This window comes from Pseudomonas sp. UF-293, assembly GCF_058245595.1.
The window spans coordinates 1-21753 of the sequence record NZ_JBSICA010000051.1 but is presented as its reverse complement, the minus strand read 5'-3'; the positions used below and the strand labels follow the sequence as shown (position 1 = coordinate 21753).

Genomic DNA, 21753 nt, shown 5'->3' with positions numbered 1-21753 from the left:
CCTCGGCACCCCACAGGAACTCACCGACTACAGCGGCGAAATCGTCTGGTCCGCGCAATACGACGCCTACGGCAAAGCCGCCGCCGTCACCCTCGCCGGCGAAGACTACCTGGATCAACCGCTGCGTTTTCAGGGGCAGTATTTCGATGTTGAAAGCGGATTGCATTACAACCGGCATCGGTATTACGACCCTAGGTTAGGGCGGTATCTGACGCCGGATCCGGTGAAGCTCGCGGGTGGGTTGAATCAGTACCAGTACGTGCCGAATCCGACGGGGTGGGTGGATCCGTTGGGGTTGAACGGATGCCCGCCAGATGGAGACGGAAAAGGAAATCCAACGGCACCATGCGGGAATGCAAAGGTTGATACCAGAGAGCCTCTTCCACCGGATATAGAATGGTCGAGTCCTAGCGTTAAACGAGCTTCTGCGCTGCTGGATCAAGGTGCTAAGGATGTTACTGTTAACAGTCGAGCGGAAGCTGAAGAATTGTTCAGAGGGAAATACTTAGGTCAAGGATATAGAAATGCTGAAGAGTTCAATTCCGTTACCGCCAAAGACTACTTCCAAACGCCCGTTGGGAAAGAATCGTACTATCACTGGGATGACACAGCTGTATCTAATGTCGTAAATCGAAAAGTTTACATGGCAAATCATAGTCCTAACGATCCGCATGCTGTCATGCCTCATCTACAATTGCATCCAAAGGACGGCAAAGTAATCCGGATTTACTGGCCAAACTCATTTGCAGGTCAAAAATGAAACAGCAGAAGAAAATCGCTCGTAGCGTATGGTATGGCCTCGAAGGGACGAGCTACGACAATATTGCACAAGAACTTCCGTGCAAAGATCACTCAAGTCGAAAATGGGTCTCAATATATGCTAATTACAAATATTCATTCTCAGGCGATCCGCATCAATATTACGATTTTATTCATAGATCAAAAGGGTTTAGGTTTTCGATTGTAGTGTTCACTGTGGCTATTAAAGAAATTGACTCCAGCGATGGTATTGATGACCGGGATATCGTGATATTAAACTTTGTGCCCGTTAATTCTGAGGAGGATATCTATACGGTTTTGGAACGGCTCGCGATCGATCCGGAATTATTCTGCCCTCCATGGCGGTGCGGGTATCCGATTTGAGTAGTCCGATAGATTGAGAGTTAGTAGTCACTACTTAGGTACACCTCCCGTGTCTGAAGAGGGCGCCATCTGATTGCTAGATTTTGATTGTGAACTAAATGGAGTTCATGATGCGCTACTGTGCTGGGGTTTAACCAACTAGCTGTGATGTCTGGGCCGGAGGCGCTATAGCATCGAGCAAATACACACTAAACCCCACAACCCCCTTCGCATGATGCTTAGCCTGCGAAGCCATCTCCGCAAGCTGGCTGGCATCAAGCGTTGCACAAGCTTCAGGTCGCAAATGCACCACCCCAATCGATAACGACAACAACGCAAACTCCTGCCGCACACCCTGGCGATTCGGCGCAATAAAACATCCCGCCTCAATGTGTTCAGGCCGATAGAACCGGCGGCACTGGCTCTGGAAGTCGTCGAGCAGTTGGTTGAGGCGTTTGCGCCAATCTTCGGGGCCGAGGACGAGGAGGAAGTCGTCGCCGCCGATGTGGCCGACGAAGTCGCGGGTGGGGTCGATGCGTTCGTTGAGGCATTGGGCGAGGCAGAGCAGGACTTCGTCGCCTCGGCCGTAACCGTAGATGTCGTTGAAGGGTTTGAAGCTGTCGATGTCGACGTAGCAGATGATCGATTCGCGGGCCTGTTGCAGCAGGCGGGTGAGGCATTGCTGGATCGGTACGTTGCCCGGCAGCAGGGTGAGTGGATTGGCGTAGCGTGCCTGTTGGATTTTCAGTTCGGTGATCAGTTTCAGCACGTCGATCACCCGGCCGAGGCCGAGGTAACTGCCGTTGAGGGTGATGATGAAGTCTTCTTCGATGCGCTGGCGGGCGCGGCTGGTGATAAGGCGGCTGACTTGCTGCAGCGACTGGCTGATTTCCACGGCGAGGAAATCATCGTTCATCAGGCGGCTGATCGGTTTGCGTGCAAACAAGTCCGTGGCAAACGGTTTGAGCAGTGCGTCCGACAGCGAGTGGCGATGGACGATGCCGCAGGGCTGGCCTTGTTCGTCGAGCACCGCGAGCGAATTAAGGTTGGCCTGGCGGCGGAAGGCTTCCAGGACGGTGGCGGTAGGTGTATCACGCTGCACGGCGGGCTGGTCGTTGAGCAGGGCGCTGAGGTCACTGCCTTCGTCGTTCAGCGCGACGGCGCTGCTGTCGTGTTTGGGCATCAGCGCGCGTGCATCGTGAGATGGATGTTCCTGAGGGCGGCCGAGCAGATAACCCTGAACCAGATCGACACCCATTTCAGTCAGCACCGCGAGTTCTTCCGGTAGCTCGATGCCTTCAGCAATGACCTGCGCGCGGGACGCTTTGGCGATTTGCAGAATCGAACCGACAAACTCTCTTTTCAAGGCGTCCTGATGAATGCCATCAATGAAGTGTCGGTCGATCTTCACGTAGTCCGGACGCAATTCTGACCATAAACGCAGGCTTGAATAGCCGGCACCGAGATCGTCCAGAGCAATGGAAAAGCCCATCGCCCGGTAGTGGTGCAGGGCGGTTTGCAGTAACTGAAAGTCGTCAATCGGCGTCTGTTCGGTGAGTTCGATCACCACTTGGCTCGGCGCAATCCCCAAGTCCTGCAGCAGCTGCAATGTGCGGCCCGGTTGGTGCGCGGCTTCGAGCAAAGACTCGGGTGAGACATTGAGGAACAGCTTGCCCGGCAGTTGCTGCTCGTTGAAGCGGCGGCAGGCGCTTTGGCGGCAGGCGATTTCCAGTTCGCTCAATCGCCCAGCCTGTCGCGCTACGGCGAACAAGGCAATCGGCGAGTGCAAAGGGCTGTTGGACGGCCCACGGGTAAGGGCTTCGTAACCGAGAATGCGGCGTTCGGAGAGACAGATGATCGGCTGGAACAGGCTGTGTAAACCGCTTTGAGTCAGGATCGAGCTCAAGGCGCTCAGCTGTTCGGTTGTGGTCATGGCAGTCTCTGGCGATAAAAAAAGGACCGGGAGCGCTTGCTCCCGGTCCTTTATTGCACGACAGAATGATGACTGTTTGATGACGATCCGGGGATCGTCATCACTAAATTGCCATCACTTACTTCTTGGCCACCTGATTGCTCAGTTTCAGGTAATCCAGCAGTACGCGCCCGGTTTCGCTCAGGTAGGCATCGTCTTCCGGTTTGACCTTGTCCGGCTCGGCTGCGGCCAGTGCGTCTTCGTCTTCTTTCTTCAGCTCTTTGAGCGGTTCTTCGCCTTTGGCCTTGCGACGGATGTTCTCCATCGCCAGCTGCTTGGCGTCGATGTCGGCGTGCTGGGCACGACGATCGGCTTCGTTGAGGCTGACGGTTTTTTCTTCCATCAGTTTCTGCGCCAGGGCCAGCTTGTCGCGGATGAACACGAACTCGGCGTCCTTGTTGGTGCGCGAGTCATGTTCGGACTTCAACTGGGCGAGGAACGGCTTGAACGGATCGGCCGCCGGTTTGATCGCCGCGCGAATGGTGTCCCACGGCATGGCTTCCGGCAGGGCGCTCTCGCCAATTTCCTTGGTGTCGATCAGCGACGGGTAGTCGATGTCCGGCAGCACGCCCTGATGCTGGGTGCTCTGCCCGGAGACGCGGTAGAACTTGGCCAGGGTCAGTTTCAGTTCGCCATGGTTCAGCGGCTGAATGGTCTGCACGGTGCCCTTGCCGAAGGTCTGGCCACCGATGATCAGCGCGCGGTGGTAGTCCTGCATGGCGCCGGCGAAGATCTCCGAGGCCGAGGCGGACAGGCGGTTGACCAGCAGCGCCATCGGGCCTTTGTAGAACGCGCCCGGATTTTCATCCTCAAGCACGTCGACACGGCCATCGGCATTACGCACCAGCACGGTCGGGCCCTTGTCGATGAACAGGCTGGTCAGCTCGGTGGCTTCCTGCAAAGAGCCGCCGCCGTTGTTGCGCAGGTCGATGACCACGCCGTCGACTTTTTCCTTTTGCAGCTCGGTCAGCAGCTTCTTGACGTCGCGAGTGGTGCTCTTGTAATCCGGGTCACCGGCACGGAAGGCCTTGAAGTCGAGGTAGAAGGCCGGGATCTCGATCACGCCGAGTTTGTAGTCCTTGCCGTCCTGTTTCAGGCTGAGGATCGACTTCTTCACGGCCTGGTCTTCGAGCTTCACCGCTTCACGGGTGATCGGCACGATCTTGGTGGTCTGGTCGTTCGGCGCATTGCTCGCCGGAATCACTTCCAGACGCACCACGGTGCCTTTCGGACCGCGAATCAATTTGACCACTTCGTCCAGACGCCAGCCGACCACATCGACCATCTCTTTATTGCCTTGGGCAACGCCAATGATCTTGTCGGCCGGGGCGACTTGCTTGGTCTTGTCCGCCGGGCCTGCCGGCACCAGGCGCACGACTTTCACTTGATCGTTGTCGCTCTGCAACACGGCGCCGATGCCTTCGAGGGACAGGCTCATGTTGATGTCGAAGTTTTCCGCGTTATCCGGCGACAGATAGTTGGTGTGCGGATCGTAGGACATGGCGAAGGTGTTGATATACGCCTGGAAGATATCCTCGGCCCGGGTCTGGTCCAGACGCGCCAACTGATTCTTGTAGCGCTTGGTCAGGGTTTCCTGGATCTGCTTCGGCTCTTTGCCGGCGATCTTCTGGCGCAGCACTTCGTCCTTGACGCGTTTGCGCCACAGGTCGTCGAGTTCTGCGGTGGACTTGAGCCAAGGTGCGTCCTTGCGATCGATCAGCAAGGTTTCCTTGGTGTTGAAGTCCATTTTGTCGACGCCTTTGTTCAACTCGGCAAGGGCGAAGTCCAGACGCGCTTTGACACGGTCCAGATAGCGCTTGTAGATGGTGAACCCGGCGTTGAGGTCGCCGCTTTTGAGGAAGTCGTCGAACTGGGTCTTCCACTTGTCGAATTCGGCGATGTCGCTGGCCATGAAATAGCTGCGCGACGGGTCGAGCAGCTTGATGTAGCTGTCGTAGATGATCACCGAGCGCGCATCGTCGAGCGGCGGCTTGCTGTAGTGGTGACGCTTGAGCAACTCGACGACGTTCAGGCTGGCGATGACTTCATCGCGATCAGGCTGCAACTTGTCCCAGCTGTTGGCTGCGAATGTGGTGCCCGACACCGGCAACAGACCGATACCGATGAAAAGAGCGAGGGCGGTGCTGGGGAGCAGATGCTTCATGCTGATTCGACGCGGGGACAATTGATAACGCATATTAGGCCGTCTTTGAAGTCGCCGGTTCTTTGAGAGCCGGTCGCATAATGCAAAAAGCCCGGCGCTACAGCTTCGGGCTCAGTCCAGACTCACTATGGAGGCAGTGTGAAGGCATTGCAAGGCGTTGAAGGTCAAGTGGCATGGGTTGAAGAGCCGAGTCCTACGTGCGATGTAGGACAAGTCCGCATCCGTGTGGCGGCAGCCGGCCTCAATCGCGCCGATTTATTACAGAAAGCCGGGCTTTATCCACCGCAACCCGGGGCCAGCCAGGTGCTCGGTCTTGAGTGCTCCGGGGTGATCAGCGAAGTCGGTGCGGGCTCGTCCTGGCAGGTCGGCGACCGGGTTTGCGCCTTGCTGGCCGGGGGCGGCATGGCTGAAGAAGTGGTCGTCGACGGACGGCACGTGCTGCCGGTGCCCGAAGGCGTTTCGCTGATCGAGGCCGCCGCATTGCCTGAGGTTTATGCAACAGTCTGGCTGAATGTGTTTCAACTTGCGGCGCTGAAACCGGGTGAGAAAATTCTCCTGCACGCGGGCGCAAGTGGAATCGGTTCAGCCGCCATTCAGTTGTGCAAGGCCTTCGGTAACCCGTGCTGGGTCAGCGTTGGCTCGGCCGAGCGTCTGGCTTACTGCGAAGCATTGGGTGCGCAGGGCGGTGTGGTGCGCACCGATGATCTGGAAAGTCTGCGCGACTTCGGGCCGTTCGACGTGATTCTTGACCCGGTGGGCGGCAATTATTCAGCATTGAACCTCAAGCTGATGGCGCTGGACGGGCGTTGGGTGTTGATCGGTTTGATGGGCGGTCGCGAGGCGAAACTGGATCTGGCGCAGGTGTTGGCCAAGCGTGTGCAACTGCTCGGCTCGACGTTGCGCAGCCGTAGCGATCAGTTCAAGGCGGATCTGCTTAGTGATCTGGGCCAGCATGTCTGGCCGCTGTTTGCCGAAGGGCGACTGCGCCCGCAACTGGCCAAGGCGTTTGCGGTGAAGGATGCCGAGGCGGCGTTTGCCGAACTGGCGAGTAATATGGTGTCGGGCAAGTTGGTGTTGGTGTTGGTGATTGATGAGGGTTTGAGCTGACAGCAAAGCAAGGTCAAAAGATCGCAGCCTTCGGCAGCTCCTACAGAGGCACGCATTGCAAAAGTAGGAGCTGCCGAAGGCTGCGATCTTTTGCTTTTATTTCCAGAGGTGGATCGGCCAGCCGGCGTTTTCGGCGTGCTCGAGCAGTACCGGATCCGGATTGACCACGTGCGGGAAATCCACCTTCAGCAACAACGGCAAATCATTGCGTGAGTCGGAATAGAAACTTGCGCCTTCGAGGTTTTCTTCTTCGGCGTCCAGCCATTCCAGCAAGCGGGTGATCTTGCCTTCGCGGTATGTCAGGGTGCCGACGGTGTTACCGCTGTAAACGCCGTGGGCGACTTCCAGTTCGATGGCCAATATCTCGTCGATGCCCAGACGATCGGCGATCGGGCGAACCAGGTGCGTACCGGATGCCGAGATCACCAGAATCCGGTCGCCGGCCTTGCGGTGGGCGGCGATGGTTTTGGTCGCGTCGCTGAAGATGATCGGTTCGATGAAATCTTCAACCCACGGCCCGACCAGGTGCTCGACTTCTTCCGGCGTGCGGCCGATCAGCGGTTCGAGGCTGAATTCCATGTACTCTTCCATGCGTAATTTGCCATGGCTGTAGGCGTCCATCAGCTCATTGTTGCGGCGCATGAACGACTCGGGATCGACCCAGCCCAGGCGCCCCATCTGCTCGCTCCAGAGGGTGGCGCAGTCGCCGTGAATCAACGTTTCGTCCAGATCAAAAATTGCCAAAGCCATCGGTCTCTCCGAGAACAGCTTCAAGCCATAAGCTTCAAGCTGCAAGAATTGGAATCAAGTACGCCGCAGTCTACAACTTGAAGCTTGTAGCTCGAAGCTTGCAGCTGCTTTTATGCTACTTCGCACAAGGCCGTTGGATCGATGGAAAGTGCCAGGCGTTGTCCGTCGGGATGCAGATCGGCGGCGGAACGGTTGAGCACATCGACCACCAATTCCACGCCGCGTGCTTCGACGCGATAGCGAATGACGTTGCCGAGCAGGCTGTGGCTGCGGATCTGCGCATCGAGTTCGCCGTCTAGGCTCAGTTCGATGGCTTCCGGGCGGATGGCGATGCGGTGGTTGATTGGCCGCTGCAACAGCTTTGAGGCGGCAGCGGCGTCGAGCAGGTTGTAGTTGCCGATGAAGCCGGCGGCGAACACATCGACCGGCGCGGTGTAGAGGGTTTCGGCGTCGCCGCTCTGGACGATCTTTCCCTGGTTCATCAGGAAAATCCGATCGGACATGGTCAGCGCTTCTTCCTGATCGTGAGTGACGAAAATCGTGGTCAGGCCAAGTTCACGCTGGATTTGGCGGATCTGCTCGCGCAGGTGTTTGCGTATCCGTGCGTCGAGGGCTGACAACGGCTCATCCAGCAGCAACAAGCGTGGGCGGGTCACCAGCGAACGGGCAAGGGCGACACGTTGGCACTGACCACCGGACAGTTGATGCGGATAGCGGCTGGCGAAGTCTTGCAGTTCAACCAGTTTCAACACTTCTGCCACGCGTTTGTGGCTGTCGTCGGCGTTGACCTTTTGCATGCGCAGGCCGAAGGCGACGTTCTGTTCGACGGTCATGTTGGGGAACAGCGCGTAGCTCTGAAAGACCATGCCGATGCCACGTTTCTGCGGGCTCAACGGCACGATGTCGACACCGTCGAGGAGGATCTTGCCGCCATCGACCGGGGTCAGCCCGGCGATGCAACGCAGCAAAGTCGACTTGCCGCAGCCTGACGGGCCGAGCAGGGTGACGAACTCGCCTTTGTTGATTTCGCAATCGATGTCGCTGAACACCGTGGTGCCGGCGTAACTTTTCTGCAGGTGTTGGACGCTGACGTAGCTCATTCGCTTTTGTCCTTGTTCAAGATGTTGGCGATCCAGGTCAGGACCAGCACGAAAAAGAAATACGAAATGACCAGCGCACTGGTGAAGTGGCCGCTGCTGTTGCGCATGTTGTTCAGGTACACCTGCAGGGTTTCGTAGCGCGTGCCGACGAGGATGTTGGCGAACACAAACTCACCGAAGAGGAACGAGAACGACAGCAGCAACGCCACCATCAGGCCTTTGCGCAGATTAGGCAGCACCACCAGAACCGCCGCTTGAAAAGTGCTGGCGCCAAGCAGTTGCGCGGCGTCCATCAGGTCGCGCAGGTTGATCGCTTGCAGGTTGTTGGTGATCGCGCGGTACATGAACGGCAGTGCCACGGTGAAATAGCAGCCGATCAGAATCCATGGCGTACCGACCATCGCCATCGGCCCGGAACCGTAGAGCTGCAACAGCCCCACCGAGGACACCACCGGCGGTACCGCGAAGGGCAGCAGGATGAGGATGTTCATCAGTGCATCGAGTTTCGGGAAGTAATAATGCACGACGAACAGCAGCGGCAGGATCAGCACCACCGACAGCACCAGCGCGCCGACACAGACGATCAGCGACTGGCCGAATGCATGCAGAAAGCGCGGATCGCTCCACAGCTGGATGTACCACTTGAAGGTGAAGCCGCTGGGCAAAATCGTTGCCGACCAACTGCTGGCGATCGAGTAGACCAGTGTGCCGAGCAGCGGCAACAGCAGGATGGCGAACAGCAGATAGACCACGACGCGGTGGTAGAGGCCGGCCGGGCCGGATTCAGCGCGAGACATGGTAGCTCCTCTTCAACAGCAGTTGATGCACGACGGTGACGATGGTCATCAGCGCCACGAGCACCACGGCCAGGGCGCTGGCCAGGTTCGGGTCAAGGGAAATGTCGCCGGAGACCATCGCCGCAATACGGATCGGCAGAACGTTGAAGTTGCCGGTGGTCAGCGCATAAACCGTGGCGTAGGCGCCGAGGGCGTTGGCCAGCAGGATCACGAAAGTGCCGAGCAACGCCGGGGTCAGCACCGGCAGGCCGATGTGCCGCCAGAACTGCCAGCCGTTGGCGCCGAGCAGTGCGGCGGACTCGCGCCAGTCTTCACGCAGAGCGTCGAAAGCCGGGTAGAGCAGCAACACGCCGAGCGGGATCTGGAAGTAGGTGTAGAGGATGATCAGGCCGGTTTTCGAATACAGGTTGAAGTCCTGAATGATCCCCGACTGCTTGAGCATGATGGTGATGCTGCCGTTGAAACCGAGCAGGATGATGAACGCGAACGCCAACGGCACGCCGGCGAAATTGCTGGTCATGTTGGCGAAGGCATTCACGAAGTTGCGCAGCTTCGAATCGACCCGCCGCAGCGAGTAAGCACCCAGCACGGCGATGATGATGCCGAATACGCTCGACCAGAAACTGATCTCCAGGCTGTACTGGATCGCCTGCCGATAGAATTTCGAACCGAAGATCTTGCTGAAGTTGGCCAGGCCCCAGCCGGACTCTTCCGACTGCAGGCTGTTGATCATCACCCAGACCAGCGGGGCGATTTCGAAGACGATGAAAAACAGCGCGAAGGGCACCAGGCACAGCGCCGCGAGCCATTTGCCGCGAGTCATGGAATTCACTTGAGCAGCTCCCGGCACACAGGTTTGTCGTGGGGCACGCCGAGCAGTTCGCAGATTGTGCCGCAGAGCTCGGTCTGCTTTGGTGTGGCGTCAGGGTTGAGGCTGAACGCCTCGCCGAGGACGAACAGCGGCACCTGACGTTCTTCTGCCAGCAGGCCGTTGTGCGAGCGATCGTTGTTCATGCCGTGATCGGCGGTCACCAGCACCTGATAACCAGCGTCGAGCCAGGTCTGCAGATAGTCGGCGAGGATGACGTCAGCCGAGCGCGCGCTGTTGCGGTATTGCGAGCTGTCAAGGCCGTGCTTGTGCCCGGCATCGTCGATGTTCATCGGGTGGATCAGGAGGAAATCCGGCGCGTGGCGCAGGCGCAGGTTCTCGGCGTCGGCGAACAGGTGCGAATCCGGATAATGATCGTTCCAGTAGAAATGCCCGTGCTGGATCGGCAACGCCGGATCGTCGGTGTGGCGGTCGCGCGCAGCCACGAAAGGTGAGCGGTTATACAACTCGCTGACCCAGTGATACGCCGCAGCGGCGGTTTTCAACCCGGCATCGCGGGCGTAGTGATAGATGCTGCGCTGGTTGGACAAGCGCGAGACATTGTTGTGGACGATGCCGCTGTCGATCGGTGGTACGCCAGTGAGAATGCATTCGTAAAGCGGTCGGGACAGGGCGGGCAGTTCGCACTCCAGCTGATAGAGCGCCGCGCGTCCTGCGCCAACATAAGCCTGCAGATGCCCCATGGCGTGACACGCAACCTCGTAGTTGAGGCCGTCGAGCACGACAAGGATGACGTTGTGCTTCATAGGGGCAAGAACTCCAAAAACAAATCTGGAACCAATCTGTGTAGGAGCTGCCGGAGGCTGCGATCTTTTGATGTTGCTTTTAAAGGGCAAGATCAAAAGATCGCAGCCTCCGGCAGCTCCTACAGATGAAGGATTACTTCATCTCTACGATGACTTCTTCGTTCCACTGCTGCGGCAGGGCTTTGGAGGTCTTCTCCCACGCGTCGGCATCCTTGACCGGCGTGACGTTCTTGTACTGATCGTTCGGCAGCAGCTTGGCTTTCACGTCTTCCGGCAGTTGCAGGTGTTCGGCGCGGATCGGCCGAGCGTTGCCGCGGGCGAGGTTGGTCTGGCCGGCGTCGCTGAAGATGTATTCGCGCGTCAGCTTGGCGGCGTTGGGGTTTTTCGCATACTTGTTGATGATCGTGGTGTAGCCGGAAATCACCGAACCGTCGGACGGAATCAGCACCACGTAGTCGTCCGGGTTGGCCATCTTGGCCTTGTAGCTGAGGCCGTTGAAATCCCAGACCACGCCAACTTCGATCTCGCCTTTTTCCATGGTAGCGATGGTCGGGTTGGCCATCGACAGACGACCCTGTTTGGCGAGGTCGGCGAACAGCAACAGCGCGGGCTTGATGTTTTTCTCGTCACCGCCGTTGGCCAATGCCGCAGCGAGGACACCGTTGGCGGCCTGGGCAGCGGTGCTCACGTCGCCGATGGAAACCTTGTATTTGCCGGTTTTCAGGTCCGCCCACTTGGTCGGCACGTCGGAGCCGTTCAGCAGCTTCTTGTTGACGATGAAGGCGATAGTGCCGGTATACGCCAGTGCCCAGTTGCCGTCCTGATCCTTGGCCCATCCCGGAATCTGATCCCAAGTGCTTGGCTTGTACGGTTGCACCACACCTTGCTTGACCGCGATCGGGCCGAAGGCGGCACCGACGTCGCCGATGTCGGCGGTGGCGTTGTCTTTTTCGGCAGCGAACTTGGCGATTTCCTGGGCCGAGCTCATGTCAGTGTCGATATGCTTCAAGCCGTAATTCGCAGCCAGGTCATCCCAAGTGCCTTTCCAGTTGGCCCAGTTGTCGGGCATGCCGACGCTGTTGACGGCGCCTTCCGCTTTCGCAGCGGCTTCGAGAGTTTTCAGATCGGTGTCGGCCGCCATGGCGGCGGTGCACATAGCGATGGTCGAGCCTAACAGTGTTGCCAGGAAAAGCTGTTTCATTCCGAAGCTCCTTGGTCGTGTTCAACGCTGCGATTGCGGTTGTGTTGGTCTAGGTCAGCAATACCTGAGCCAATTTAGGCGGGCTGGATGACATTTTGATGTCGATAGCCTCGTGGCTGATCTTTTACCTGCCATTGTCAGGAAGGTGCCAGATCAGCGTAGACCATAGCCAAAGGCCCGTAGCACAGGGGACTTGGCCGATGTATTGCAAGCCATGAACGCGACCGTTTGGTAGTTTTGTCATCTGTCGGTCATCTGCGCTGCCTAGGCTTGCAATATGCGAAAGCGCTTTGATCGGCGTTCGAATTTGCCCCGAAACAGTGCTGGTCTAGTCCAGATAGGTAACGTTGATGCGCGATGAGGCAACGAAGGCGGTGACAGCGATTGGCCAGGTGCTGCAGGAGCAGATCGATCATGGTTTGCTGGCGGCCGGGAGCAAGTTGCCTGCTGAACGCAAGCTCAGCGAGTTATTCCGGACAACGCGGATCACTGTGCGGGAGGCCTTGCTGCAATTGGAGGCGCAGGGGCAGATTTATCGCGAGGAGCGGCGCGGTTGGTTCGTGTCGCCGCCTCGTCTGGCTTACAACCTGATGCAGCGCAGTCACTTCCACGCCATGGTCAGTGCGCAGGGGCGTGAGCCGTCGACCGAGGTGATTTCGGCGCGTCTGCAGCCGGCTTCGGCGGCGGTGTGTGCGTGGTTGCAGTTGCCGGCGTTGTCGAGCGTGATTCAGATTTGCCGCTCGCGGCGCATTGATGGGCGACTGGTGTTGTATGTGGAGCACTATTTGAATCCGCAGTTTTTTCCGGGGATTCTTGAGTTCGATTTGAATCAGTCGATTACCGAGTTGTATGCGCGGCATTACGATTTGCACTATGGGCGGGTGCGGTTCGAGATGGTGCCGACGGCGTTGTCGGTGGATGCAGCGGCGGCGTTACGGGTGTCGGTGGGGAGTCCGGGGTTACGGATTGCACGCGTCAATTATGATCAGCATGGGCGGTTGATTGATTGTGATCTGGAGTTTTGGCGGCATGATGCGATTCACGTCGGGGTTGATGTGGTTTGATCTTCTGGTCGCTGCGCTCCCACGCCCGGATCAATCGCTCCGCTCAGCCTGCCGACGGGCTCCAGATCAAAAGCGGAACTCGAGCTAACTCTCATCGTGTGTAGGGGTTGCCGAAGGCTCGGGCCGCGATCGGACGATCTTTTGATTTTGCTGTTCTGAGGGAGCGAGCCTGCTCGCGAAGGCGCCCCCACAGTCACCCCTCTCTACTTGCCCACCGCCGCATTCCCGTACAGATAATCCGTCGCCAACGACGCCAATGTCCTGACCCCAACCACCAACCCCGATTCATCCACAAAGAACCCCGGATTATGATTGGGCGCAGCCTTGCTCATGTCCTGATCCCTCGGCGTCACCCCGAGAAACACAAACAAGCCCGGCGCCTCTTTGGCGAAGAACGAGAAATCTTCCGCCCCACCCACCAGTGGTCCCTGCACCACATCATCCTTGGCGGCCCACTTCAACGTCGGCAGCATTTTCTCGGTCAGTGCCGGGTTGTTAATGGTCGGATCGTATTTTTCGATGATGGTGACGTCGGCTTTCGCGCCGCCGCTTTCGGCGATTTTCTCGATGGTCTGTCGCACGTCGCTGTGCAGTTTCTGGCGGATGCCGTAGTCGTAGGAACGGATGGTGCCGGTCATGTCGAGTGATTCGGGGATGATGTTGTAGCGGGTGCCGCCGTTGATGGTGCCGATGCTGACCACCGACGGGTAAGAGGAAATGTCGGTGCGGCGGCTGACCACGGTTTGCAGGCCGACGATGGTTTGCGCGCCGACGGTGATCGGGTCGATGCCGTCCCAGGGGCGGCCGGCGTGGGTTTGTTTGCCGTGGATCTTGATGCGCAGGTCGTCGGAGCTGGCCAGGGTCGGGCCGGGGCGGTAGGCGATCTGGCCGGCGGGGACGCCGGCCCAGACGTGCAGGCCAAATATCGCGTCCGGTTTCGGCGATTTCATCACGCCTTCCTCGACCATCATCTTCGCGCCCCAAGTGTTTTTGCCGTCGGGAATAAAATCGCTCGGACCTTCTTCGGCAGGCTGGAAGTAGAACACCACGGTGCCGGGCAGGGTGTCGCGCATGCCCGTCAGAATTTTCGCCGCGCTGAGCAGGATCGCGGTATGGGCGTCGTGGCCGCAGGCGTGCATGACGTCGACTTCCTTGTCGAGATACGTGCCTTTGGCTTTCGAGGCAAACGGCAGATCGGAGACTTCCTTGACCGGCAGCGCATCCATGTCGGCGCGCAGGGCCACGGTCGGGCCGGGCAGGGCGCCTTTGAGCACGGCCACTACGCCGGTGCGGGCGACGTCGGTTTTCACTTCCAGGCCCATGGCTTGCAGCTGTTTGGCGACCAGTTCAGCGGTGCGTTTTTCAGTGTTGCCAAGTTCTGGATGGGCGTGAAGGTCGCGGCGGGTTTCCAGCAGCTCCGGTTCGAGCTTCTGCGCCTGCTCGGCGATCTGTGTGCGGGCGCTGTCCATCGTCGCGGCGCCGGCGTGGCTGGCGACCAGCGTGAGCAAGAGGGTTTGGGCAATGCGCGTCAGATGCATGGGGGTCTCCTTGATTATTGTTGTTGGGCTTCCTTGCGTGTGACAAAGGCATTGCACGCAAGTGCGATCGGGCAAGGAAGCGCTATGCGCTCCGACAGGGAAAACTCCTACCGTTTTATCAGTTCCGTCCGGCGTGACAGATAAAACGCGGGCGATAACTATGTACCGCACCGCACAACATTTATTTCCATAAATTTCTCCAGGTACCGGTCACGTTATTGGCTGTTTGAGGGTGACCGGCCAGCGCGACAAAACTATTGTCCATGGAGGATTTATAAATGCAGCGTAATGGAATAACGCTTCCGCCGATTGTTGTGCGTCCGGATAAACAAGATGAATATTTACATTATTTAGGTGCAGGAGACGGTTCGGGGCCAAGCATCAACTTTGCGCCTTTGGGTGAAATACTCGATATGGAAAGTATCTATAAAGATACTTCCAGAAATATTGCCCAGGTCATCGAGCTTGAGCTGGCAGAAGTACGCGCAGCAGGCGATCAAAGTGTCTTGCCGCCTTTGGATGCGCTGGCGCGGGAGATGCGATTCAGGGAGTCGCTGATAGCCAGAAAGTTCGGCGCGCTTCTGCTGGCAAAGGACGTGGCCATCGAACGTTTCGGCCACGCCCAGGTTGAAACCTTTTTCAACGGAGGTCGTTTACCGCAAGTCAATCGGAGAAGCGGCAGCGTCAGCGTACGGCAGGCCTATAGCGCCTTGTTCAACGCCAAGTTACTGGTTGAAGGCATTGGCGTTTTGAACAGCCAGTCGGCGACGGTCAAGGGCATGATTGCCGTGGTGCAAGCGCAGGAAGCCGAGCGGATTGCTCAGGAGCAGGCCCGGTTGGCGGCGGAACACGCCAGGCAGGTTGCACAGGAACAGGCCCGCGTCGCTCAGGAGCAGGCGCGGCGGCAGGCGGAGGAGCTGGCGCGGCAGGCCGCTGCCGATGAACTCAGGCGGCTCGAAGAAGAACAGGCCCGTTTGGCGGCTGAGGCACTAGAGCGCAAGCGTGCCGAGGAACAGGCGGCGCTTGAGGCTGAAGCCGAAGCCGAAGCACGCAGGGTTGATGAGGATAAGCGCCGGCAGGACACCTCCGGTGGTCACAGTAGCCTGTTGCGCTTTCAGGGCAATACCAGCCACGCCCAACTGGTATTTGCGACGTCCGCTGGTGCGGTCGCGATCGCCGACAACCTGATGGCGGGTTTTGCCGCTTCGATTCGCTCGGCGGTGGCCGGTTTATCGGGGCTGGCTGCCGGCACGGCGTCCGGTCTGATGGTGGGGGTGAGTGCGTTTGTCTACTCGCCGGTGTTGGGTAATGGGGAATTGCCTGAACGCTTTCTGCTCAGCCTTCCACTGGCAGATCTGCTGCCCGGTCAACTGCCTGATCTGGACAGGCTGGCAAGCGAAAGAGCACGACTGAATCTGCCGGTGCGTTTGAGCGCCCGGCCACTGACGGGATCTCTCGCCGAACTGCTTGTCGTTCCGGTAGCGGGGACAAAACTGCCTTCCGGCGTTCGCGTGGTTGCAGCTGGTTTCAACGCAGGGAACAACACTTACAGCGCGACGCTCACTGACATCCCGCCGACAACCGCGGTCTGGACTCCCTCAGTAACGCCGGCAGACAGTTCAACGCTGTTCCCCATCGAGAACCCGGCCCCACCGCGATATATCGGCGGCAACCTTGTGCCGATTGAAGGACGGATCGACGCTTACCCAGGGCGGGGCAACATTCGTTTCGACGACTTCATTCTGGTCTTCCCACCGGAATCGGGTCTGCCACCGCAGTACGTCATGTTCCGGGATCGACGCAATGATCCAGGGGTGGCCAGTGGTTATGGTGCGCCGGTTGCGGGTGGATGGCTGGGGGCGGCTACGCAGGGCGAGGGGGCGGCGATTCCATCGAGAATCGCAGATCAATTGCGAGGCAAAAACTTCAAGGATTTCAGGGCATTCAGGGAGACTTTCTGGAAAGCGGTGAGCGCTGACGCGGAACTGGCGATGTCGTTTGATCCTGGCAGTCTCAGTGCAATGAGCAAAGGCCGATCACCGTATGTGAAAGCGGGCGATCGAGTTGGTAAACGAGTGAAGTTTGAGTTGCACCATGTCTCATCGTTATCGGATGGTGGGCAGTTATACGATATTGATAACCTGCGCTTGCTAACTCCGAAACAGCATTTGGCAGTTCATAAGGGAGCCGAGTAATGAAAAAATTAATGATCGATGAAATATCGGAAGAGCAATTTTTGCATTTTGTAAAAAAGATATACCAATCGGATTACGCGACTGAAAAGGGGCATACCTCAGCTGTAATGGAGTTTGAACGACTGAGTGAGCATCCAGCGGGTTCCGATTTAATTTACTACCCAGAGTCGGGAAAAAGCGGTCCGGAAAATATTGTGGCGGAAGTAAAAAAGTGGCGCGCCGCTGAAGGAAAACCGGGTTTCAAAGCCAGATAAAATTAGCCCCCTATTGGTATTACCTGCCAATAGGGGGCCATCTCAGTTCAGCCTTCCTTTTTCATTTCAACCCCAGGCGTAATCACCTGCACACTCATCCGCGGTGTCGCCAGATCCAGCCCCGCCTCATCCAGTTGCCGCTTCAGCGAAAGGTTGAACGCCCGGGAAACCTCCCACTGCTTGATCGGCGCAGTCTTGAACCGTGCGCGCAAAATCGCGCTGCCGGACTCGAAACTCTCCACACCCTGAATCTCCAGCGGCGACCAGATGTTGCGGCGTTGCAGCGGATCGCTGCGCATCTTCTGGCCGACGTCGCGCATCAGTTTGATCGCATCGTCGATTTCCATGTTGTACGGCACGGCGACGCGGAAGATGGCGTAGCCGAATTCCCGCGAGTAGTTCTTGATGCTTTTGATTTCGCTGAACGGGATGGTGTGGACGATGCCGTCGATGTCGCGCAGGCGCACGGTGCGGATGGTCAGGCCTTCGACGGTGCCGAGGTGGCCGCCGACGTCGACGTAATCATCGATGGCCAAGGAGTCTTCGATGATGATGAACAGGCCGGTGATCAGGTCAGCGACCAGCGATTGCGCGCCGAAGCCGATGGCCAGACCGATCACCCCGGCACCGGCCAGCAATGGCGTGACGTTCATGCCCATGTTCGCCAGCGCGACGATCAGCGCGATGATGAAAATCGCCACGAACAGCACGTTGCGGATCAGCGGCATCATTGTTTGCGCGCGGGCGTTGGCCAAGCCTTTGCGCGAGCGGGTCAAAGCGTGGTGCACGGCGGTATCGGCGAGAATCCAGATCAGCCAGGAAAAAATCAGCGTGCCGATCAGGCTGAACAGTTTGACGCTGATGTCATGGCCATCACCTTCGGCGAACGCGATCAGCGAATGGCCCCACACCCGCAGGCCGAGCTCGATGAAGATCAGCCACACCAGCAAATGCGTCAGGGTGTAGAAGAAGTTTTTCAATCGTTCCGAGTACAGCGCATGGCGTTTCGGCCCGCGTTGTGGCTTCAGCGAATGGCGGCGCACCAGGCCGTTGATGACCATGCACAACACCAGCAGAACCGTGCAGATCAGCGACTGCCGCAGCGCGGTGCTGGTATCGCCGGCAGAGACAAATGTGGCGAACAGCGAGATGCCGACCAGCACCAGTGCCGGCACGTACCAGAAGGTGCCGAGGATCTCGATGGTGTCGCTGAGGGCGCGGCGGGTCAGGCGGCGTGACAGCGGTTGGTTGCGGATCAGGTGCGCGATCGGTCGGCGGAATCGCAGAATGAACAGGCCGGTCGACAGTGCCGCGAGGACATTGGCGGTGGTCGCGGCGGTGTGCGCCAGATGCACGCCCAGGCTCTCGACCAGACGCGGATCACTCAGCGCTTCACCAAACGCGGCGAAGCTGCCGATCAGCCACAACGGCCGAAATGCCTGATGACGCAGGATGTACAGCGCGCGATGGCGGTGCGGGCCGTCGAGCAGGGAGAAGGCGATCACGCAGATCGCCGAGAAGCAGGTGCCGACCACCAAGGCATAGGCCAGCACCATCGCCAGGCTTTTGCCCAGCGAAGACGGCAACACGTAGCTCATATACACCGTCATCACCAACGCGATCAGCCACGGCCCGAGCTTGCGCAGGGCAAAGCGCAGCATGTCGAGGGCCTTGGGGTGTTGCGGCAGTTCTTCGGTAAGGCCAAAGCGCATGCGCACGCGGTGGCCAAGCCAGATCAGCGCGGCGGCGAGCAGGCTCCAGACCATCAGGATCACCGCGAAACCGAAGATGATCGGCAGCCATTCATTGGCCGGCAGCAGCTTGCTGGTCAGTTCATCCTTGGCCAGATCGAACTCGTTGGACCAGCGGGTAATCGGGCTGTCGGCGCCGGAAAACTGCTTTTCGAAGTTGGCGAGGGTGCCGCCGATCAGGCCCAGCACGCCTTCTTCGGGGGGGGTCTGAGCTTTCTTCGTGGCGTCGCGCAGTTTTTTCAGATCGCTGAGCAGTTGTGCACGTTGCTTGTCGTTTTCCAGCGACTTGATCACTTCGTCCAGCGACTGGCCGAGGGGTTCTACGGCTTCAGGCTGCGGCTTGGAAGTGTTGAGCAGGCCGGGCAGACCGACTGCCTGGGCGGGCGCCAGCGGCAGCAGCGTCATCAGGCAGACAAGCAGCAGACCGGGCAAAGCAAAAAGACGAGCAAACACCAGAAGACAACCTCGCGATAGGCGGATGCGCTGGAGTGTACGAGGCCCTCCGGCGCAATGCGAGCCGGGCGCGGTCATTCGTTGAGTTTGGCGAGGATCTTGTAGACCACCGTGGCGAGGATCATCAGCATGCCGATCCACATGGCGAACACCCCGGCGTTCTTGTCACGGAAGTTGAAGCCGATGGCCAGCAGGATCATCCCGCTGAGGATGGGGATGAGCATGGCGTGGAAGGAGGACATCGAGATCATGGAGACTGCCTTGTCTGTAGAGGATTCTTGCAGTCTAGGCGGGTTTTCGGGGCGGGCGGGTGATGTGACTCAGGAATGCTTCAAGTCAGTGAGGTTTCTGGTGTCTGAAGCAGCGCTTTCGCGAGCAGGCTCGCTCCCACAGGTGAATGGCATTCCATTGTGGGAGCGAGCCTGCTCGCGAAGCTTGTCAGCCGTTATGGCAATTCGCGACTGGCATAAAACGCGCTGAGCACTTTGACCAGATGTGCCAGGTCATGGCTGCCACACAGCTCGCGAATCGAGTGCATGGCGAAGGTTGGCAGGCCGATGTCGACGGTGCGCACGCCCAAGTGACTGGCGGTGATCGGGCCGATGGTCGAGCCGCAGCCCATGTCGCTGCGCACCACGAAGCTTTGCACCGGGACTTCTTCGGCCATGCACAGATGGCGGAAGAAACCGGCGGTTTCGCTGTTGGTGGCGTAGCGCTGGTTGCTGTTGACCTTGATCACCGGGCCGGCATTGAGTTTCGGGCCGTGGTTGGCGTCGTGCTTTTCCGCGTAGTTGGGGTGCACGCCGTGGGCGTTATCGGCCGACACCAGCAGGGATTTCTGAATGGTGCGGACGAACTCGTCACCTTCCGGCAGCAGGCGGCGCAGGGTCTGTTCGAGCATCGGGCCGTCGGCACCGCATGCCGAGCAGGAGCCGACTTCTTCGTGATCGTTACAGACCAGCACGCAGGTTTCGTCGGTCTCGGCGGTGAGCAACGCTTGCAGGCCGGCGTAGCACGACAGCAGGTTATCCAGACGCGCACCGGCAATGAAATCACCGTTCAGACCGATCACTGCAGCACTTTGCGTGTCGTAGAAACTCAGCTCGTAATCCAGCACCACGTCGGCATTCAGGCCGTGTTCGCGAGCCAGTTGATCGGTGAGCACGGCGCGGAAATCGACGCGCTCGTCACCGGCGAACTGGGCGAGGATCGGCGGCAGTTCAGTCTGCGCGTTGATCGCCCAGCCCTGGTTGGCTTCACGGTTGAGGTGAATGGCCAGGTTGGGAATGATCGCGATCGGCGCCTTGAAGTCGATCAATTGGCTCTCGACCTTGCCGTCACGGCGGAAGGTCACGCGGCCGGCCAGCGACAGATCGCGGTCGAACCACGGCGCCAGCAGCGCGCCGCCGTAGACTTCGACGCCCAGTTGCCAGAAGCCCTGACGCTGCAGTTCCGGTTGTGGCTTGACCCGCAGGCACGGGCTGTCGGTATGGGCGCCGACCAGGCGGATACCGTCGTGCAGGGGCGAGTTGCGGCCCATTTTGATCGCGACGATCGAGGAGTCGTTGCGGGTGACGTAATAGCGGCCGTTGGCCTCGGTGGACCATGGCTCGCGCTCGTCGAGGCGCACATAACCGGCGGCCTCCAGACGCTGAACGAGGCTGGCGGTGGCGTGGAACGGGGTAGGGGAGGCCTTGAGAAAGTCGATCAGGCCCTGGTTCAACTCTGCGCGCATAAGAAACTCCAGACAGCAATGGCCGGGAGTTTAACGTATTGGCCGGGGAATTGAATCCGGACCGGATCCCCTGTGGGAGCGAGCCTGCTCACGCAAGCGATTGATCAGTCCACATCAATGCTGAATGTGATACCGCTTTCGCGAGCAGGCTCGCTCCCACATGGGGCCGCTGCTGGCTGTCAGAACGGTGCCGGGCACTCGAAACGCAGGCGTTCACCGCTTTGCGGATGAGTGAAGCTGAGCATGCTCGCGTGCAGGCACAGACGTGGCCAGGCGGCCAGCGCTTGCTCGTGGGCATAGAGGCCGTCACCGAGCAGCGGGTGACCGATCGACAACATGTGCACGCGCAGTTGATGCGAGCGCCCGGTGATCGGTGTCAGTTCGACCCGGCACCAGTCGCCGCACCGTTCCAGCACTTTCCAGAAGGTCAGCGCGTGCTTGCCGAATTCGTGATCGACCACGTGTCGCGGTTTGGTCGGCGGGTCATAGCGCAGGGGCAGATCGATGCTGCCGCTGTCCAGCTCCGGCTGACCCCAGGCCAAAGCGGTGTAGGCCTTTTCGGTTTCGCGGTCATGAAACTGCCGCGACAGTTCACGGTGAGTATCGGCATCCCGGGCCAGCAGGATGATGCCGGAGGTTTCCCAGTCCAGGCGATGGACGATGCGCGCTTCCGGGTAGCCGTTTTCCTGCAGGCGGGTAATCAGGCAATCCTTGTTGTCGTCAGCGCGGCCGGGCACCGAGAGCAGCAGGGTCGGTTTGTCGACCACCAGTACGGCGGCGTCCTGATGGATGATGCGGATGTTGGACAGCGGCATTAAAACAGCCTCGTAACAAATGCCAACGGCGGCTCGGAGCTGCTGATAACCCTGTAGGAGCTGCCGAAGGCTGCGATCTTTTGACTTTGAAGATCAAAAG

General features: G+C 58.9%; 18 protein-coding genes. 5 read left to right on the top strand and 13 right to left on the bottom strand.

The features are described from left to right. On the top strand, window positions 1-760 hold a 760-nt coding region (locus AC4IHP_RS27350), incomplete at its 5' end, for an RHS repeat-associated core domain-containing protein (RefSeq protein WP_490833235.1). Window positions 761-1273: 513 nt separating this feature from the next. On the opposite strand, the gene AC4IHP_RS27345 is transcribed toward AC4IHP_RS27350, so the two are convergent. Both AC4IHP_RS27345 and AC4IHP_RS27340 read right to left on the bottom strand, forming a co-directional pair. After that, window positions 1274-3055 carry a bifunctional diguanylate cyclase/phosphodiesterase gene (locus AC4IHP_RS27345; RefSeq protein ID WP_490833234.1) on the bottom strand — a complete coding sequence of 594 codons (1782 nt, stop codon included), beginning with the start codon at window positions 3053-3055 and terminating at the stop codon, window positions 1274-1276. A 118-nt stretch (window positions 3056-3173) separates the two neighbouring features. Next, window positions 3174-5258, bottom strand: coding sequence for a carboxy terminal-processing peptidase (locus tag AC4IHP_RS27340; RefSeq protein WP_460117634.1), 2085 nt, complete (start codon window positions 5256-5258; stop codon window positions 3174-3176). 138 nt (window positions 5259-5396) lie between these two features. Here AC4IHP_RS27340 and AC4IHP_RS27335 point away from each other — a divergent pair, with 138 nt between their 5' ends. Then, the gene (locus AC4IHP_RS27335) at window positions 5397-6365 is read left to right on the top strand and encodes a zinc-binding dehydrogenase (protein ID WP_490833233.1); all 969 of its coding nucleotides are present in this window, start codon (window positions 5397-5399) and stop codon (window positions 6363-6365) included. A gap of 96 nt (window positions 6366-6461) precedes the next feature. Here AC4IHP_RS27335 and AC4IHP_RS27330 read toward each other — a convergent pair whose 3' ends face one another. The 6 genes from AC4IHP_RS27330 to AC4IHP_RS27305 all read right to left on the bottom strand — a co-directional run bounded on the left by AC4IHP_RS27330 (window position 6462) and on the right by AC4IHP_RS27305 (window position 11848). Beyond that, on the bottom strand, window positions 6462-7115 hold the full coding sequence (locus AC4IHP_RS27330) for an HAD family hydrolase (protein ID WP_490833232.1): 654 nt from the start codon (window positions 7113-7115) through the stop codon (window positions 6462-6464). Between the two features lie 110 nt (window positions 7116-7225). Continuing rightward, a complete protein-coding gene (locus tag AC4IHP_RS27325) occupies window positions 7226-8215 on the bottom strand; it encodes an ABC transporter ATP-binding protein (RefSeq protein ID WP_490833231.1) in 990 nt (329 codons plus the stop codon). Further along, a complete protein-coding gene (locus tag AC4IHP_RS27320; protein WP_490833230.1) occupies window positions 8212-9012 on the bottom strand; it encodes an ABC transporter permease in 801 nt (266 codons plus the stop codon). The genes AC4IHP_RS27325 and AC4IHP_RS27320 overlap by 4 nt, the downstream gene beginning before the upstream one ends. Then, the gene (locus AC4IHP_RS27315) at window positions 8999-9835 is read right to left on the bottom strand and encodes an ABC transporter permease (protein WP_162245414.1); all 837 of its coding nucleotides are present in this window, start codon (window positions 9833-9835) and stop codon (window positions 8999-9001) included. Before AC4IHP_RS27315 ends, AC4IHP_RS27320 begins: the two co-directional genes overlap by 14 nt. 5 nt (window positions 9836-9840) lie before the next feature. Then, window positions 9841-10647: an alkaline phosphatase family protein gene (locus AC4IHP_RS27310; RefSeq protein ID WP_490833229.1), complete on the bottom strand. Its 807-nt coding sequence runs from the start codon at window positions 10645-10647 to the stop codon at window positions 9841-9843. Window positions 10648-10780: 133 nt separating this feature from the next. Then, complete coding sequence (locus AC4IHP_RS27305) at window positions 10781-11848, bottom strand: ABC transporter substrate-binding protein (protein WP_490833228.1); 1068 nt, start codon at window positions 11846-11848, stop codon at window positions 10781-10783. Window positions 11849-12198: 350 nt separating this feature from the next. On the opposite strand from AC4IHP_RS27305, the gene phnR reads away from it, so the two are divergent. Continuing rightward, on the top strand, window positions 12199-12912 hold the full coding sequence (gene phnR, locus AC4IHP_RS27300; protein WP_490833227.1) for a phosphonate utilization transcriptional regulator PhnR: 714 nt from the start codon (window positions 12199-12201) through the stop codon (window positions 12910-12912). Between the two features lie 203 nt (window positions 12913-13115). Here phnR and AC4IHP_RS27295 read toward each other — a convergent pair whose 3' ends face one another. Continuing rightward, window positions 13116-14450, bottom strand: coding sequence for an amidohydrolase (locus AC4IHP_RS27295; RefSeq protein ID WP_490833226.1), 1335 nt, complete (start codon window positions 14448-14450; stop codon window positions 13116-13118). Between the two features lie 278 nt (window positions 14451-14728). Between AC4IHP_RS27295 and AC4IHP_RS27290 the strand changes: the two genes are divergently transcribed. Together AC4IHP_RS27290 and AC4IHP_RS27285 are read left to right on the top strand one after the other, a co-directional pair. After that, window positions 14729-16645 carry an S-type pyocin domain-containing protein gene (locus AC4IHP_RS27290; protein ID WP_490833225.1) on the top strand — a complete coding sequence of 639 codons (1917 nt, stop codon included), beginning with the start codon at window positions 14729-14731 and terminating at the stop codon, window positions 16643-16645. Next, window positions 16645-16899: a bacteriocin immunity protein gene (locus AC4IHP_RS27285; protein ID WP_490833224.1), complete on the top strand. Its 255-nt coding sequence runs from the start codon at window positions 16645-16647 to the stop codon at window positions 16897-16899. The genes AC4IHP_RS27290 and AC4IHP_RS27285 overlap by 1 nt, the downstream gene beginning before the upstream one ends. Before the next feature lie 47 nt (window positions 16900-16946). Here the strand turns inward: AC4IHP_RS27285 and AC4IHP_RS27280 are convergent, their stop codons facing one another. From AC4IHP_RS27280 to AC4IHP_RS27265, 4 genes are all read right to left on the bottom strand, one after another. Further along, window positions 16947-19103, bottom strand: coding sequence for a mechanosensitive ion channel family protein (locus AC4IHP_RS27280; protein ID WP_490833223.1), 2157 nt, complete (start codon window positions 19101-19103; stop codon window positions 16947-16949). Between the two features lie 74 nt (window positions 19104-19177). Next, entirely contained in the window at window positions 19178-19354 is a 177-nt protein-coding gene (locus tag AC4IHP_RS27275; protein WP_016773747.1) for a hypothetical protein, read from the bottom strand. 194 nt (window positions 19355-19548) lie between these two features. Continuing rightward, window positions 19549-20838, bottom strand: coding sequence for a M18 family aminopeptidase (locus tag AC4IHP_RS27270; protein WP_064364632.1), 1290 nt, complete (start codon window positions 20836-20838; stop codon window positions 19549-19551). Between the two features lie 179 nt (window positions 20839-21017). Next, complete coding sequence (locus AC4IHP_RS27265) at window positions 21018-21653, bottom strand: RluA family pseudouridine synthase (protein ID WP_208938147.1); 636 nt, start codon at window positions 21651-21653, stop codon at window positions 21018-21020. Window positions 21654-21753: the final 100 nt, after the last annotated feature.